Here is a 17,023-nt window from a genome sequence, read left to right as displayed (position 1 = left end):
CTCTTTTTTTACTTAAGGAGCAGTATGGCAAATAAAATATTAGATAAGTACAAGGATTATTTCAAAGGTAAGACCTACAATATAACAACCTTTGGTTGCCAAATGAATGAACACGATTCTGAGAGAATTTCCTTTATCCTTGAAGATTTAGGTTATAGCTATGAGGAAGATAGGAAAAAGGCTGATTTTATTTTGTTTAATACCTGTTTGGTAAGGGAAAATGCGGAGCTTAAACTTTATGGACAAGTTTCATCTCTTAAAAAAATAAAAGAAGCTCACCCAGAAAAAATAATAGCTGTATCTGGATGTATGATGCAAACAGAGGTAGCAAGACAAGTAATAATTGACAAACACAAGGAAGTTGATATTATTTTTGGTACAAAAAATATAAATTCGCTTGCAGACTTAATTTTTAGGTACCTTGAAACAGGAGAAAGGGTTGTAGATATTTCTTCGGACAATGTCAAAGATGATTTTGTACTGTACAATACCCCAAATCATTTTCAGGCCTATGTAAATATCATGACAGGTTGTGACAATTTTTGTTCTTACTGTATAGTTCCAGAATCAAGAGGTAGGGAAGAATCTAGAAGACCTTCTTCAATTATTGAGGAAGTTGAATATTTGGTAAATCAAGGATATAAAGAAGTAACTCTCCTAGGTCAAAATGTAAATTCATATGGCAATAAGGCGGATTTTAACCATACATTTCCAGAACTTTTAGAAAAAGTTGCTCAGATTCCAAACCTAAAAAGACTTAGGTTTACAACAAGTCATCCAAAAGACCTTTCAGATGATCTAATCCAAGTTATAAAAAGAAATGACAATATTTGTAAATATTTCCATTTACCACTTCAATCAGGCTCTGACAAGGTTCTTAAGGATATGAACCGAAAATATTCTCAAGAAAAATATTTGGAAAGAGCAAGGAAATTAAGAGAAGAAATCCCTGAAATAGCTATATCTACTGATATAATTGTTGGTTATCCAACTGAAACTGAAGAAGATTTCAAAGAAACCCTCAAGGTTTGTCAAGAAGTAGGATATGACACAGCCTTCACATTCAAATATTCTCCAAGGCCAAAGACAAGGGCAGCAAAGCTTACCCCAATAGATGATGAAATTGTCCAAGAGAGATTTGATAGGTTATTAGACCTCTTATATCCAATATTCAATGAAAAAAATAAGACATATATTGGTAAAACTGTAGAAGTTTTATTGGAGTCAGAAAGTAAGAATAATCCAGAAGTATTAACAGGAAGAACTGATGATTATAAGCTAGTCCATGTAAAGGCTGATAAGAGCCTAATAGGTGAGTTTGTAAAGGTGAAAATTACTGATAATACTTCATTTACAATATCAGGAGACCTCGTAGAATAAAATCCCGGCCTTAGCTGGGGTTTTTAATTTGCTGAAAAGCTTTGCAAATGAAAATTTTATATATGTTTTATATTAAGTATTTTAAAAGCTTTTTTTATAAAAAAATATCGGGTACAATATAGTCTGTTAGGAAGGAGGTTTTATGAAAGATGTTTCTGTAAAAGCCAAGGCGAAACTTTCATATGTTTTAGATGGTGATTTGCTAGATGGCTTGATAAAGGAAGATAATCTATCAGCTAAGGCTAGTTATCTTAGAAAAAACTATGACTTTTTAGGCGCTGATGATGAAAAGATAATTCTAGAAGATAAATTAAGAACACACTTCTATAAAGAACTAAGAAGTCTTGAATATTTTCTAACAGGTCTAGAAAAAAAGTTTTACCAGCTGTATTTTTCTATTTTCAAAATTTATTTGATTCAAGAAATAATAACAAGCATTTTAAATGGATCTTTGGCTGAGAATTTGGGATATTTTAGAAATAATCCTTACTATAAGGGAATGAATCTTGATTTAGATACAAGTTTTAAAGATTTTATAGAAAGTCTTGATGATTACCATATGAAGCGAGTCCTTGAACCTTTTTTAAATGAAAATATGGATAAGGATTCAATTATATTTTTATCATCAAACGCTCTTATAAAATCATACTATAGGGAGCTTTTAAAAATTAGTGAAAAATTTCCTACGAAAGAAGCAAAAATTATTAAAAATTTCTTGGCAGAAGAAATAAACTTACTCAATTTCGAAATGCTTTATAGGCTAAAGTCATTTTTTGATGTGAATAATAGTGAGATTTTTAATTATTTAATTGAAGGCGGTTATTTATATAATGGCCAAAGACTAAAAATGTTATCCGATTTAAGTAAAGACGACCTTATGGAATATTTTAAGGAAAGTAAATATAAAGATATATTTGAAGATGAGAATCTATTTTATAAAAAAATGCAGGATAAGAAGCTTAAGAATTTCAAAGATGAAATAATCAAAGAAAGATCTGATATGCTCTATATTATTTCTGCAATGAATATTTTATACTTAAATATGAAAAATCTCATAGCTATTTTGGAAATGGATGATAAATATACTAATAAGCAAAAAGAAGAGTTGTTAATAGGAAGGTAAATATGGCAGTAGAAAAAATGCACCTGGTAAATATTACATCTAAGTTAGATAATCTCAAAGATTTGCTCTTAGATGTGGTAGATATAGGTCAAATCGAACCAATTGATGCTTTCAATCAAGTAGCCAGCAGGGCTTTTTCAGTAACAGCAAGTACAGAAAATGTTGAACTTACTGAAGATATGAACAATATTAAAAGTTTTGATGGCCTTTCTAAGTCTGATAATGAAAAAATGACTTATCTGAAGAAATTTCTTGAGATTCATGATGATGAAAATTCAAATTATAATCAAAAAGTAATTTCCAGAGAAAGACTACAAGAGTTATATGAAGATTTAGCGCCTCTTATAAAGAGAAGAGAAGAATTGCTTGAAAAAAGAAAAGAACTTCTAAATTTCAAGGCTAACTTAGAAGTACTTGAAAAGGCAGATATTGATATAAATAAAATAAAAGAATTAAAATATTTTGATTACAGATATGGTGAAGTATCTAAGGATGGTAGGTTTATTCTTAAAAATAATTATGAAAATATACCGTCCCTTATTATCCACCTAGATAGCGAAGCGAAAAAATCCGCTGACGCCTTAAACGAAATTATTGAACTAGATAAGAAAACTAGGATTAGGCGTGAAGAAGTTGACAATATAATCATAAGCGAAAGAGAAGAAAGTCTAAAAGTAGCATCTAGGATTGATACTAAGTATTCTAATATGATTCAAGATGAAATCATTAAGATAAATTCAAAATATGATGGAGAAATTGCAGAACAAAGTAAAAAAATCAAAAGTGATTATAATAAGCTAAAGGATGATATATCTAGTATTTACAACGAAGAAGTAGATTCTCTAGTAGATTATGCTTTTGACATGGTTGTAAAGGGGGATTAAATGACAGATAAGGTAAAAAAATCAACAGAAAATTATTTGTTAGTTTACCCTAAACAGGTTAAGGAAGATATAGGAAGAGCTGTTAACACTATGGGCTTTATTGATAAAGAAATTCCTGATGAGGATTTACTAACTATAAATAAAGACCTAGGAGATATTGATTCAGAACTAAAATCGTTAGAAACAAGTATACAAGACATCAGATCTAAAAACAAAGATGTTGTTGATAACTTATCTAATTCTTTGGAATATTATGAAAAAAGTGATGAATTAGTAGCGAAAATGGCTAAGGGAGATAAATACCTTTATCTATCTGGTTGGGTTCCTGACTCAAAAATAAATGATTTTAAAAATTTATCAAATAAATATGATGATACAATAGTTACAGTAAAGGAGGAATCAAATCAAGAACCTCCTACAAAACTCAAAAATAATAAATTATTTAAGCCCTTTGAATTTTTGGTAAACATGTATGGGGCACCAAATTATAACGAAATAGATCCAACTCCATTTTTTGCAGTATCATATATGCTCTTATATGGAATGATGTTTGGTGACTTAGGCCAAGGTTTGGTTTTTGTTCTCCTAAGTTTCTTAGTTGACAAAAAAAACAAAACTTTTGGTGCCCTAATAAGAAGAGTAGGATTTTCAGCATGTTTCTTTGGTCTAATGTATGGTTCAGTATTTGGTATAGAAACCTTAATACCAGCTATACTTATTAAGCCATTTGATAATATTATGAAGGTCCTTATTGCTTCAGTGGCCTTTGGTATAGGACTACTAGTAATATCCTATTTTATAGGAATTTATAATAAACTTGTTAAGCAAAAAAATATTGAAGAAGGTATCTTTGGCAAGGAAGGTATAGCAGGACTTATGATGATGACATCATTTGTTTTGCTAATATTAAATATTGTCAAAGTAAATCCTCTACCAAAAACTGTAGGTTTAGTAATTTTACTTGCGTCAATAGTTATGATAGTATTTTCAAGACCAATCGCAGCTAAAATTGAAAAAAGAGATGAAGTTTTTGAATCAAGTGCATTCGACTATTATGTAGAAAGTTCGTTTTCAATAATAGAAGCACTTCTATCTGTATTTTCAAACCTCGTATCCTTTACAAGGGTAGGAGCATTTGCAATAAACCACGTTGGTTTATACATGGCATTTGAAGTTATGAGTAAAATCGCAGGTGGAGGAATTAAGGGACTTATTATATTAATTCTAGGAAATATCTTAATCATTGGGCTTGAAGGCATGATAGTCTTTATCCAAGGCTTGAGACTAGAGTTTTATGAGATGTTTAGTAAATATTATCAAGGAAATGGTCGTAAATTCAGACCAATTAAAGAAAGTAAATAAAAGGAGATATTATGATTAAATATACAGCAATGCTAGCATTAGCAGTAGTAATAATAACAATTTATTCAGGTTTATACTTATTAAAGAACAACGAAGATCCATCAAAAGCAAAAATTTCTAAAGCATTAAAGATGAATTTATTTACCTTTGTACCAGTTATGTTAATGATAGTTGTACTTATGATTCCATCTGCTTCAAAAGCAGCAGAAGGTGCAGCTACAGCTCAAGCAGCATCAGATGGACTTAAATATATAGGTGCAGCTCTTTCAACAGGTCTTGCAGCTATTGGTACTGGTTATGCCGTAGGTACAGTTGGTTCTGCAGCTCTTGGAGCTATATCAGAAGACCAATCTATCCTAGGTAGGACAATCATATTCGTAGGTCTAGCTGAAGGTATAGCTATCTTTGGTGTTATCATTTCAATCATGATCCTAAACGCATAAGATGAAAGCGAAGATTTTAACAGATTCAAATAGCTTGTTAACAATGTTTAGACTTGGTGCAATAGAGGGAGAATTAGTTTCTACTAATAATTTTGAAAAAGTTTTTGATAAGTCGATCAGTGATGATAATCTTGCGATTTTAATTATAACTAGATCTGTTTATCAAAAAAATTCTAACAAAATTGATAACTTTAGGAAAGATAATTCTATGCCTTTGATAGTTACCATTGATGGCTGAAAGGATATAATATGCTAGATATAGAAGCAAAATTATCAAGCTTTAGGAAGATGGTTTGGGATGAAGAAAAGGAAAAAACTGACCAAGAATTATTCCAATCCTCTGAAAGAAATTCTTCATTCTTAGATAGTAAAAATGAGTCCCGAAAGGAAGATTTTGAGAAAAAAGTTAAAGACAGGGATGTATTTCTAGAAATAAGAAAAAATGAAGAGATTTCCAAAATAAGCCAAGATGAAAAAAATAGGTTTTTTGCTTATAAGGAGCAATTGCTTGATGATTTTTATGAAAAATTAACAGATAAATTAAAAGCCTATAGGAAGACAAGCGACTATAAAGATAAGCTTCAAAAGGAAATAGAAGGCAAAATTAAAAGCCTAGGCCTAAATGAAGATGAGATTATAGTGGCTGTTGTAGATGAAGATTTAATTTTGATTGATTTTAAGCATACAGAAAGTATCGAAAAAACAAATATCGGTGGCTTCATGCTTATAGATATCAACAAAGAATTTAGATATAATTTTACTTATAGGCAAAAAATTAGAGAAAATAAGTATGAATTTGGTAAGAAATTATACCAAGTTCTTGAAAGTGAGAGTTTTAATGAATCCAAAAATTAAGACAATAAATGGGCCAGTAGTTTATGCCAAAAATGCTAGGAGTCTTAAGATAAAAGAGATGGTCTCTGTTGGAGGATTAAAGCTAATTGGCGAAGTTATATCAGTTGACGGTGATATAGCTACAATCCAGGTATATGAAGATACTTCAGGCCTTAAGGTTGGTGAAGATATTATTTCAACATCTATGCCCTTATCAGTAAGGTTAGGTCCAGGTCTTCTCGGTAATATGTTTGACGGAATCGAAAGACCACTAAAGGATATTATGGATAAGCATGGCGCTTTTATTCCATCTGGAATTGGTTTTGATAACTTAGATCTTGAAAAACAATGGGATGTAAAGATTAAATTTAAAGTTGGTGAAAAGATAAAAAAATCTGATATATACGCCACAATTAAAGAAACAGAAGTTATTGACCACAGACTTTTATCAAATGTTGAAGGCACTATTATAGAAGCCAAAGAAGACGGACTTTATAGGCTTGAAGATACTATTTTAAAAGTTGAAAATGATGAAGGCATCCATGAGCTTAAACTTTATCAATACTGGCCAGTTAGAAATCCAAGACCGGTTAAAAAGGCTTTAAGTCTTAAGAATTTACTTGTAACAGGTCAAAGAGTTTTGGATGTATTTTTCCCAATAGCTAAAGGCGGTACTGTTGCAATTCCTGGAGGATTTGGTACAGGAAAGACCATGCTCCAACACCAACTAGCCCAATATTCTGATGTTGATATTATTGTTTACATCGGTTGTGGTGAGAGGGGAAATGAGATGACTCAAGTTCTTGAGGAATTCCCTGATCTTATCGACCCCAATACAGGCAAGGACCTTATGCAAAGGACAATCCTTATCGCAAATACTTCTAATATGCCGGTAGCAGCGAGGGAAGCTAGTATCTATACAGGTATAACTATTGCTGAGTATTATAGAGATATGGGCTATGATGTTGCCCTTATGGCTGACTCTACATCTAGGTGGGCAGAAGCACTTAGAGAAATATCTGCAAGGCTAGAAGAAATCCCAGCTGAGGAAGGTTACCCAGCTTATCTTGCATCTAGGCTTTCAAAGTTTTATGAAAGAGCAGGATATTTTGAAAACCTAAACGGAACTAAGGGATCGGTTACCTTGATTGGTGCGGTTTCACCATCTGGTGGAGATTTCTCAGAACCTGTAACAGAAGCTACAAGACGTTCTGTAAATGTATTTTTAGGTCTTGATAGAAAACTTGCTTATTCTAGACATTATCCAGCTATAAACTGGCTTACATCTTATACAAACTACCTAGATAGGATAAGAGATTTTTATAAAGAAACCTATAATTCAGATATCATTGGCGTAAGAAATAAATTAATGAATGTTTTAATTGATGAAGAAGAAGTCAAATCAATCATGATGCTTGTTGGATCTGATGCCCTTTCAGATGAGCAAAAGAATATCTTAGATGTAGCGAGTTTAATTAGAAATGGTTTCTTGCAACAAAATGCTTATAATGATACTGATAAATATGTTCCAGTTAAAAAGCAAATTATGATGCTGGATGTTATTGATAAGTATTATGACCTTAGCAAGGCAGCTTTAAAAGATAATATTTCATATAATAAATTTTATAGCTCAAATTTATTAAACGACATAAGCCAAATGAAATACAACGTAGAAAATGATAAAGTTGAAAAACTTAATGATTTAAGTTCAAAGATAGAAAATCATTTTGCAAGAGTTAGGGGGTAGGCTATTGAGAAAAGAATATACTAAGATTAAAAAAATTGAATCATCAATAATTGAAGTTGAAAAAGTTTCTGATATAGCTTATAACTCTCTGGTATCTGTTCATGCAGAAGGAATGGAATTTGTTGGTTCTGTTGTAATGGTTAATGAAGATACTGTTACAATAGAAGTTTATGCCAACACTGATAACTTTTCTATAGATGATATAGTTGTTAGTTTCCATGAAAAACCACTTGAATTACCATTGAATGAAAATATCTTAGGAAGAACTTTCAATGGTATAGGTGAGCCTATAGATAATGGTGGGGATATTTATTCCGACGAAACTTATCCAGTTGAAGGCCTTGCCTTAAATCCAGTTGCTAGAGAATATCCAAGAGACTTTATACAAACAGGAATTTCTGCTATAGATACACTTACAACCCTTATCCGTGGCCAGAAGCTTCCTATATTTTCAGGCTCTGGTCTTCCTCATAATGAAATCGCAGCTCAGATAATTAGACAAGCAAAACTTAAGACCGACGAAGACTTTGCATTTGTGTTCGCTGCTATGGGTATAAAAAAAGATGAAGCGATGTTCTTTGAAGATGCTTTTTCAAAGGCGGGTGTCAAAGATAAGCTAGTTATGTACCAAAACTTGGCAGATTCTCCAATTATGGAAAGACTTCTTGCACCTAAGTGCGCACTCACAGCTGCAGAATATCTAGCTTACAAAAAAGGCTACCATGTTCTTGTAATCATCACAGATATGACTTCATATTGTGAGGCTTTAAGGGAAGTATCTTCAATTAGAGGAGAGATTCCATCAAGAAAGGGATATCCAGGCTATCTTTATTCAAACCTTGCAAGTCTTTATGAAAGAGCTGGCATGATTGAAGGCGTTAAGGGTTCAGTAACTCTAATACCAATTTTAACTATGCCAAACGATGATATTACCCATCCGGTACCTGACCTTACAGGCTACATTACAGAGGGTCAAATTGTAATTGACAGGGGTCTATCTAGTAAGGGTGTCTATCCACCAATAAATGTCCTTCCTTCACTATCAAGGCTTATGAAGGATGGTATAGGTGAAGGCTACACTAGGGCAGACCATGAAGATGTTATGAACCAGCTTTATGAATCATATTCAAAAGTAATTGATGTTAGAAATATTGCCCAAATTGTAGGTGAAGAAGACTTATCAGAAATAGATAAAAAGTACCTAGAATTTGGAGAAGTATTTGAAAATAAATTCCTAAGCCAGGGACAAAATGAAAATAGGGAACTAGAAGAAAGTTTAGATCTTGCATGGGATATATTAAAAATATTACCAAGGACTGAACTACACAGGGTATCTGAGAAAAATCTTGACAAATTTATAGGTAAGATTGATGAATAATGACGCTATAGCAAGCAAGGCAAACTTAATTAAAGCCAAGGATGAGCTTAAGCTTCTAGAAGTCGGTCTTGATATTCTAGATAAAAAGAGAAAGGCCTTGATGAATGCTCACGACAGCAAAATCAAGGATAGGGATGATTTAAATATAAAGGTTAACGAAACTATGGCTAAGGTAAGACACAGCTTTAACAAAGCATTAGCTAGTATTGGCCAGGAAAAGCTGGAAAATCTTGCGGGCCTTATTCCGATAGACAATTCTATTAAATTATCTACAAGCAAATTTATGCAGACTGACATAGCAGAAATTGAGTTTGAAGAAAAAAAATTAACTCTTTCTTATTCATTCTATCAGACTAATGCCTTGTTGGATAAGGCCTTGATTGACTTTAATAAATTAAGGTCTGATCTTTTTAAACTTGCTGAGCTTGATAGTACAATAAATAACCTAGAAATTGAGATTAGAAAAGCTAATAAAAAAGTAAACAGTCTAGAAAAAATTCAGATACCAAATAAAACTGATTTAATAAAAAATATTTCTCAAAGTATTGAAGAAAAAGAAAGAGAAGAATTCTCTAAAACAAAAATTGTTAAGAAAAATAAAGAAAAAAAGTCATCGTAGAATAATCTGCGATGACTTTTTGTTTACGATAAATTATTTTCTTTTTGAGGGTCTTACCATATTTACTTCAAGAGGTGTAACTGTGTCGTAGTCGATAATTCCATCATCATATTGGTTTTTTTGCATTGAAGCTGATAGGGCAAAGCCTATACAAACCAAAATTAAAAGTTGGAAGGTACCACCGTTTGAGAAAAACGGAAGAGGTATACCAGTAACTGGCATTATACCGATGGTCATACCGACATTTTCAAAAACATGGATAAAGATTAGACCTGCAATACCAGTGACAAGGAGACTGATAAAGGTGTTATTTGATGATTTTGCTATAGCAATCAATCTTAAAATTAAAACTGTAAATAAGGCAATCATTATAATTGCACCAATAAAACCAAGTTCCTCAGCTAAAACTGAAAAAATGAAGTCGGTTTCTTTTTCTGGTATATAGCCATATTGGGATTGGCTACCGTTTAAATAGCCCCTGCCGTTTATCATACCAGATCCAATAGCAATCATACCTTGCTGTTGTTGCCAGTTAGATCCAGATGTATCTCTGGACGGGTTTAGGAAGTTTTCAATCCTATCAGCTCTAAAACCGCTTAAGTTAGCAAGAAGGAATAGGCCAAGAGCAATACCTGCTACAGCAAAAATTCCAATCCATTTCCAAGAAAGTCCTGCTATAAAAATCATGGCAGCTATAAAAAATACATAAACCATAGCTGTACCGAAGTCTGGTTGAAGAAGGATTAAACCAAGAGGAACTCCAACGAAAACAATTGTACCAAGCAAGACAAGAGGTGTATTGATAGAATACTTATATTTATCTAAAAAAGCTGCTAGGGCAACAATCAAGATAATTTTACAAATTTCAGCAGGTTGGAATGAGAACGATCCTAAATAAATCCAAGACTTGGCTCCCCATTCATCCAGGCCTCGACCTATGACTAGGGTTATGGTCAGTAGTCCTAACATACCGGCATAGTAAAACCTATAGGGTTTTTTGACAACATCTAAGTCCAAGGTACATATAATTGCAATAAATATAAACCCTAATAGTGTCGAAAAAATCTGTGTTTTAATCGACGCAAGCCTACCGCCATATGCGGAATATAAAACAATAAGGCCGTATATAGACAAGGCCAAAGTTGAAATTAATAGTAGGATATCAAAATCCTTAAAATTTTTCTTTTTTAAATTAAACATTATATCACTCCAGTTCTTATTTATTATATAACAGAAATTGGGCAAATACAATTTTAGCAGATAAAAATAAGACTAGTATAATAATAGAGAAAGATGGTGATATTATTTTAAGTAAAAAGAAAATAGGCGAAGTCCTAGATTTATTAGATAAAATGTATCCTGATGTAGATCGCTCAATGCTTGATTTTACAACGCCATTTGAGTTATTAGTGGCAACAATTCTTTCAGCTCAAGCAACTGATGTGAGTGTGAATAAGGTGACTAAGGAAATGTTTAAGGTCGCTAATACACCAGAAGACTTTGCAAATATGGATATCAAAGAGCTTGAAAATCACATTAGGACTATTGGAATATATAGGAATAAGGCAAAAAATATTAAGGCAGCAAGTAAGATTTTGATTGAGGACTACAATTCAGTTGTACCTGCTGATAAAAAAGAATTGCAGAAGCTTCCAGGAGTGGGTAGGAAAACTGCTAATGTAGTGTGTGCTAATGCCTTTGGAATCCCATCGATAGCAGTAGACACCCATGTTTTTAGGGTTTCAAATAGGATTGGCCTTGCAGATGCTAATAATGTTGATAAGACTCAGGATCAGTTAGAAAAAAATATTGATGAAACAAGATGGTCAAAAACCCACCATCAATTAATAAGCCATGGTAGGGCATTGTGTAAAGCAAGAAACCCACTTTGCGAAGAGTGTATGATAAATAAATTATGTCTATATTATAGGAGGAGCCGTGATTAAATTATTTGCTTTTGATTTAGATGGAACGATTCTAGATAATAATTCAGAAGTTCAAGAATCAAGTATCGAAGCACTAAAAAAACTGGAAGGTGCTGGAATTAAAGTTGTGCTTGCTAGTGGTAGAGTATTTCCATCTGTTAAATATAATCAAAACTTACTTGGAATAAAAGGACCAATTGTAGCTACAAATGGTAGTTTAATTAGTCTAGATGGCAAAGAGGTTTATAAGTCTTATGCTATTGATGAAGAGCATTTAAAATCTCTTTACGATTTCTGCATAAAGCATAAACTCTATTTTCACATTTACGATGATGAAAATTACTACACAAATAGGGTAGAATTAGAAAAAATAAAACACCTTAAAATTGAAAATGATTATGGAATGAATTATCAAGTTGACATAATTATTAAAAACAATCCACTTAAGTATATTATGGAAAATGGCAGAAAAGCAGTAAAATTTCAAATTTCCGGCATAGATGAAAATGAATTGTCAAGAAATGAAATTGTTGACTTGCTTGATAAGCAATTTGGTAAAGAACTTTACATTACATCATCAGGTTTTAGCCAACTTGAAATTAGCAATAAAAATGCAACAAAATGGTCATCAATAGAAGAGATTTGTCGAATATTGGGTATATATACTAGTGAAGTTGCAACTATAGGCGATTCTTTTAATGATATACCAATGGTAGAAGGAGCAGGACTCGGTTTTGCTATGGGAAATGCTAAGGATGATTTGAAAAAAGTTGCTGATGTAGTTGTAGCAGATAATGAATCAGAAGGAGTTCTTGAGGCTGTAAATTACGTTTTAGAGGCTAATAAAAGTGTTTAATATTGTCTTACTCATGCCTGAACATCCTGGTAACGTAGGCAACATAGCAAGAACTTGTGTTCTAACAGAATCAAGACTTCATTTGGTTAGACCTTTTAAGTTTAATTTATCTGATAAATATTTAAAAAAGGCAGGAATAGACTATTGGGAATACGTAGATTTAATAATCCACGATAGTCTTGATGAATTTTTGGAATATTTAAAGGATAAAAATTTCTATTTAGTTGAGACACCAAGTGAAAACAGATATGTTGATGTTAATTTTAAAGATGGTGATTATTTGATTTTTGGACGTGAAAAAGAAGGTATAGATGAAAAACTGCTTGAAGCATATAAGGAAAAAATTATAACTATACCAATGACTCCAAAGATAAATAGGTCTTTAAATCTGGCAAATTCTGTTTCTATTGTTTTGTATGAAGCACTAAGACAAGTAGATTTTAATTTTTAATAAGGAGATACATGTACGATATAATTGTTATTGGCGGTGGTCCTGCAGGTTTGACCGCAGGATTATACGCTGGAAGAAGTAAGTTAAAAACATTGATCATAGAAAAAGATGTGGCAGGTGGTCAAATTTCTGGCACAGCCTTTGTAGAAAACTACCCAGGCTCAATAGAAAACCCAACAGGTATGGGGCTTTCTGAAAGAATGGAAGAACAAGCAAAAAAATATGCAGAAGTAGTTTTTGAAAATGTTAAAGAAGTAAATCTTGAAGGTGAAGTAAAAACTGTAAAGACTGATTCTAATGAATACCAAGCTAAGGTTATTATAATTTCAACTGGTGCAAAGCATAGGAGTCTTGATGTTCCAGGAGAAAAAGAATTTGCAAATAGGGGAGTTTCCTACTGTGCAACCTGTGATGGACCTTTCTATCAAGGTCTTGATATCTATGTTGTAGGAGGAGGAGATTCTGCCTTAGAAGAAGCAAATTACCTTACTCGTTATGGAAAATCTGTAACAATCATCCATAGAAGGGATGAATTTAGAGCAAGTGGCGTTGTCGTTGATAATGTAAAAAACAATCCAAAAATAAAGTTTGAATACGATAGCGTAGTTAAAGAAATCAGAGGTGATAAGGAAGTAGAAGAATTAGTCTTAGAAAATGTAAAGACTAAGGAAGAAAAAATCATTAAAAATGAAGATGGATCACCAATAGGAGTTTTTGTATTTATAGGTAATATAGCCCAAACAGAAATTTTTGAAGGTAAGATTAAAATGGAAAATGGGTATATAATTACTGATGAGGATATGAAAACCGAAATCGAAGGAGTCTTTGCAGTAGGAGATACTAGAAAAAAAACTGTAAGACAAGCTGTTACAGCAGCAAGCGACGGGTGTATTGCAGCTGTATTTGCTAACAGGTATCTAGAAAGCAAATCCTGGTAGACATATTGACAAAGTAATAACAAAATGTATATTAATAGATGTAGAAAGAATTTTAGGAGGCAATAATGACAACAAGAGTAGCAATTAACGGATTTGGTAGAATTGGACGTCTTACCTTAAGAAGAATCGCAGCAGTAGAAGATAATATTGAAGTAGTAGCAATTAACGACCTTATTGACAAAGAAGGTTTATTATATGCTTTCAAATATGATACTGCTCAAGGTAGATTTGACGGTGATGCCGAATTAACAGAAGACGGATTTAAAATCAATGGTAAAGACATTAAAGTTTTTGCTGAAAGAAACCCAGAAGATCTTCCATGGAAAGATTTAAACGTAGACATCGTTCTTGAATGTACAGGATTCTTTACTGAAAAAGAAAAAGCTGAAGCTCACATCAAAGCTGGAGCTAAGAAAGTTCTTATTTCAGCACCAGGTAAGGGTGACTTAAAAACAATCGTATTTGGTGTAAACCATGAAACTCTTGATGGCTCAGAAACAGTTGTTTCAGGCGCAAGCTGTACAACAAACTGTCTAGCACCAATGGTTAACGTACTATTAAAAGAATTTGGATTTGTTTCAGGACAAATGTCAACAATTCACGCATATACAGCAACTCAAGCTATCCAAGATACACCAGCTAGTAAAAAAGACCTTAGAGGCGGAAGAGCAGCAGCTCAAAACACAATCCCAGCTTCTACAGGTGCAGCTAAGGCTGTAGGAAAAGTAATTCCAGAAGTTGATGGTATCCTTGACGGATCAGCTCTAAGAGTTCCAACAATCACAGGCTCTGTTACTGAACTTTACTCAGTTCTTGAAAAGAAAGTAACTGTTGAAGAAGTAAACGCAGCTATGAAAAAATATTCTAATGATGCTTTTGCATACGAAACAGATGATATAGTTTCAAGTGATATTATTGGTTACCCAGCAGGTTCTGTGTTTGATTCTAAACTTACAAAGATAGTTGAAGGAGCAAACGGAACACAAGTTGTTAAGACTGTAGCTTGGTACGATAACGAAATGGGATACGTATCTAACTTAGTTAGAACACTTGATTATCTAGCAAATCTTTAAGAGTATTAAACAGGCGAGATAATATCTCGCCTTTTTTTCGAGGTGAATAATGAATAAAAAAACAGTAAAAGATTTAGATGTAAGGGGTAAAAAGGTTCTTGTAAGAGTGGACTTTAATGTACCTTTATCAAAAGAAGAAAAGGGAAAAATAGCTGATGATGCCAGGATCAAAGCAGCTATTCCTACAATTAACTACCTATCAGAAAATGGAGCTAAGGTAATCCTTATGAGCCACTTAGGTAGACCAAAGGGAGAGGCAAATCCAGAGTTCGCATTAAAATCAGTTGCAGATTACTTAGAAAATCTATATGGCGATAAGTTTAAATTTTTACCATCACCATTAGTAGTAGACGAAAAAGTTAAAGAAGAAGTAAATAAACTTCAAGATGGTCAAATTGCCTTACTTGAAAACACAAGATATAGAAAAGAAGAAACTAAAAATGGTGAAGACTTTGCTAAAGAATTAGCATCTCTAGCTGATTTATATGTAAATGATGCTTTTGGTACAAGCCACAGAGCACACGCTTCAAATGTTGGTGTAGCAAGCATCCTTCCATCTGCAGTTGGTTTCTTAATTGAAAAAGAAATTGAAGTTATGGGTAAGGCCCTAGAGGCTCCTGATCACCCATTTGTATCAATTTTAGGTGGTGCAAAGGTATCTGATAAAATTGGTGTAATTGAAAATTTAATTACAAAAGTAGATACTATCCTAATCGGTGGTGGTATGGCTTATACCTTCCTAAAAGCTATGGGCAAGGAAATAGGAAAATCACTTCTTGAAGAAGACAAGATGGATTTATCTCTAGAATTAATCGAAAAAGCTAAGGCTAATGGAGTAGAAATCCTACTACCAGTTGATGTAGTTATCGCTGAAAAAATTGAAGCTGGTGTTTCTACTGAAATAGTTGATATAGATAATATCCCAGTAGACAAGGAAGCTCTTGATATCGGACCAAAAACAGCAAGACTTTTTGCAGATAAGATAAAAGAAGCTAAGATAGTTGTATGGAATGGACCAATGGGTGTATTTGAAATAAAAGAATTCTCAAATGGTACCAATGAAGTTGCTAAAGCTTTAGCTGAATCTGATGCTGTAACTATTGTAGGTGGTGGAGATAGTGCCCTTGCTATAGAAATGGCTGGCCTAAAAGATAAGATAACCCACGTATCAACAGGCGGTGGAGCAAGCTTAGAGTTCCTAGAAGGCAAGGACCTACCAGGAATTACTGCAATCGAAGATAAATAAGGAGTTAAAATGCGCAAACCAGTAATAGTTGGCAATTGGAAGATGAACAAGACACCAAGTGAAGCTAGACAACTTCTAGAAGAAGTTAAGGCTTTAGATCTTGATTCAAGCGTAGAAGCAGGATTTTGTGTACCAGCCATAGATTTACTTGTAGCTCAAGAAGTTCTTGAAGGTACAAATATCAATTATGGTGCAGAAAATATGTATTTTGAAGAAAGCGGAGCATTTACAGGTGAAATATCCCCACTAATGCTTAAAGATGTTAAGGCAAAATACGTAATTATCGGTCACTCTGAAAGAAGAGAATACTTCAAAGAATGTGATTGCCTTGTAAATAAAAAGGTGAAATCAGCCCTAGCCCACGACTTAGTTCCAATTCTTTGTGTTGGTGAAACTCTTGAAGAAAGAGAAGAAAACAAACAAGAAGCCAAGGTTAAAGAACAACTAACAAAGAATTTAAAAGATGTAAGTGAAGCAGATATTGAAAAAGTAATCATCGCCTATGAACCAATTTGGGCTATAGGTACTGGTAAGACCGCCTCAGCTGAAGATGCCGATGATATGTGTGGTTTTATCAGAAACTTTATCAAAGAAACATACAGCGAAGCAGCTAGTGAAAAAATTAGAATCCAATATGGTGGTTCAATGAAACCATCAAACGTAAAAGAATTACTTGCTAAAGAAAATATTGACGGCGGTCTAATAGGTGGAGCAAGTCTAAAAGCAAGTGATTTTGAACAATTAGTTAATTTTAAAAAATAATA

General features: G+C 32.9%; 18 protein-coding genes. 17 read left to right on the top strand and 1 reads right to left on the bottom strand.

Features of this window, described 5'->3' with window-relative positions; translation table 11 throughout:
- Nucleotides 1–24 precede the first annotated feature (24 nt).
- The 10 genes from miaB (at nt 25) to J2Z38_RS02680 (ending at nt 9,770) form a co-directional block, all read left to right on the top strand.
- A complete protein-coding gene (miaB, locus tag J2Z38_RS02725; protein ID WP_209772124.1) occupies nt 25–1,380 on the top strand; it encodes a tRNA (N6-isopentenyl adenosine(37)-C2)-methylthiotransferase MiaB in 1,356 nt (451 codons plus the stop codon).
- Between the two features lie 142 nt (nt 1,381–1,522).
- The gene (locus J2Z38_RS02720) at nt 1,523–2,503 is read left to right on the top strand and encodes a V0D/AC39 family V-type ATPase subunit (protein WP_209772121.1); all 981 of its coding nucleotides are present in this window, start codon (nt 1,523–1,525) and stop codon (nt 2,501–2,503) included.
- A 2-nt stretch (nt 2,504–2,505) separates the two neighbouring features.
- Nucleotides 2,506–3,387, top strand: coding sequence for a V-type ATP synthase subunit I domain-containing protein (locus J2Z38_RS02715; RefSeq protein WP_209772119.1), 882 nt, complete (start codon nt 2,506–2,508; stop codon nt 3,385–3,387).
- Nucleotides 3,388–4,749 (top strand): V-type ATP synthase subunit I, encoded by a 1,362-nt coding sequence (locus J2Z38_RS02710; RefSeq protein WP_209772116.1) that lies wholly within the window; start codon nt 3,388–3,390, stop codon nt 4,747–4,749. It begins immediately after the preceding gene.
- A gap of 11 nt (nt 4,750–4,760) precedes the next feature.
- Nucleotides 4,761–5,192, top strand: coding sequence for an ATP synthase subunit C (locus J2Z38_RS02705; protein ID WP_209772114.1), 432 nt, complete (start codon nt 4,761–4,763; stop codon nt 5,190–5,192).
- A 1-nt stretch (nt 5,193) separates the two neighbouring features.
- A complete protein-coding gene (locus J2Z38_RS02700; RefSeq protein ID WP_209772112.1) occupies nt 5,194–5,430 on the top strand; it encodes a V-type ATP synthase subunit F in 237 nt (78 codons plus the stop codon).
- A gap of 11 nt (nt 5,431–5,441) precedes the next feature.
- A complete protein-coding gene (locus J2Z38_RS02695) occupies nt 5,442–6,047 on the top strand; it encodes an ATPase (protein ID WP_209772110.1) in 606 nt (201 codons plus the stop codon).
- Complete coding sequence (locus J2Z38_RS02690) at nt 6,031–7,773, top strand: V-type ATP synthase subunit A (protein WP_209772109.1); 1,743 nt, start codon at nt 6,031–6,033, stop codon at nt 7,771–7,773. Before J2Z38_RS02695 ends, J2Z38_RS02690 begins: the two co-directional genes overlap by 17 nt.
- 4 nt (nt 7,774–7,777) lie before the next feature.
- Nucleotides 7,778–9,151, top strand: a complete 1,374-nt coding sequence (locus J2Z38_RS02685; RefSeq protein WP_209772107.1) for a V-type ATP synthase subunit B — start codon at nt 7,778–7,780, stop codon at nt 9,149–9,151.
- Nucleotides 9,144–9,770 (top strand): V-type ATP synthase subunit D, encoded by a 627-nt coding sequence (locus tag J2Z38_RS02680; protein WP_209772105.1) that lies wholly within the window; start codon nt 9,144–9,146, stop codon nt 9,768–9,770. Before J2Z38_RS02685 ends, J2Z38_RS02680 begins: the two co-directional genes overlap by 8 nt.
- A gap of 33 nt (nt 9,771–9,803) precedes the next feature.
- On the opposite strand, the gene rodA is transcribed toward J2Z38_RS02680, so the two are convergent.
- Nucleotides 9,804–10,970, bottom strand: coding sequence for a rod shape-determining protein RodA (gene rodA / locus J2Z38_RS02675; protein ID WP_209772102.1), 1,167 nt, complete (start codon nt 10,968–10,970; stop codon nt 9,804–9,806).
- Nucleotides 10,971–11,071: 101 nt separating this feature from the next.
- Here rodA and nth point away from each other — a divergent pair, with 101 nt between their 5' ends.
- From nth to tpiA, 7 genes are all read left to right on the top strand, one after another.
- On the top strand, nt 11,072–11,716 hold the full coding sequence (gene nth / locus J2Z38_RS02670) for an endonuclease III (RefSeq protein ID WP_263641982.1): 645 nt from the start codon (nt 11,072–11,074) through the stop codon (nt 11,714–11,716).
- Complete coding sequence (locus J2Z38_RS02665; protein ID WP_209772099.1) at nt 11,709–12,551, top strand: HAD family hydrolase; 843 nt, start codon at nt 11,709–11,711, stop codon at nt 12,549–12,551. The genes nth and J2Z38_RS02665 overlap by 8 nt, the downstream gene beginning before the upstream one ends.
- A complete protein-coding gene (locus J2Z38_RS02660) occupies nt 12,544–13,002 on the top strand; it encodes a tRNA (cytidine(34)-2'-O)-methyltransferase (protein WP_209772096.1) in 459 nt (152 codons plus the stop codon). Before J2Z38_RS02665 ends, J2Z38_RS02660 begins: the two co-directional genes overlap by 8 nt.
- A gap of 11 nt (nt 13,003–13,013) precedes the next feature.
- Complete coding sequence (gene trxB / locus J2Z38_RS02655) at nt 13,014–13,940, top strand: thioredoxin-disulfide reductase (RefSeq protein ID WP_209772094.1); 927 nt, start codon at nt 13,014–13,016, stop codon at nt 13,938–13,940.
- Between the two features lie 65 nt (nt 13,941–14,005).
- Nucleotides 14,006–15,013, top strand: a complete 1,008-nt coding sequence (gene gap / locus J2Z38_RS02650) for a type I glyceraldehyde-3-phosphate dehydrogenase (protein WP_209772091.1) — start codon at nt 14,006–14,008, stop codon at nt 15,011–15,013.
- A 49-nt stretch (nt 15,014–15,062) separates the two neighbouring features.
- Nucleotides 15,063–16,259 carry a phosphoglycerate kinase gene (locus tag J2Z38_RS02645; protein ID WP_209772088.1) on the top strand — a complete coding sequence of 399 codons (1,197 nt, stop codon included), beginning with the start codon at nt 15,063–15,065 and terminating at the stop codon, nt 16,257–16,259.
- A gap of 9 nt (nt 16,260–16,268) precedes the next feature.
- Nucleotides 16,269–17,021 (top strand): triose-phosphate isomerase, encoded by a 753-nt coding sequence (gene tpiA / locus J2Z38_RS02640; RefSeq protein WP_209772086.1) that lies wholly within the window; start codon nt 16,269–16,271, stop codon nt 17,019–17,021.
- The last annotated feature ends 2 nt before the right edge of the window (nt 17,022–17,023 follow it).

The organism is Anaerococcus degeneri (genome assembly GCF_017874475.1).
GTDB lineage: Bacteria > Bacillota > Clostridia > Tissierellales > Peptoniphilaceae > Anaerococcus > Anaerococcus degeneri.
The sequence above is the reverse complement of the archived record's forward strand: the minus strand, read 5'-3'. Positions and strand labels throughout refer to the sequence as shown.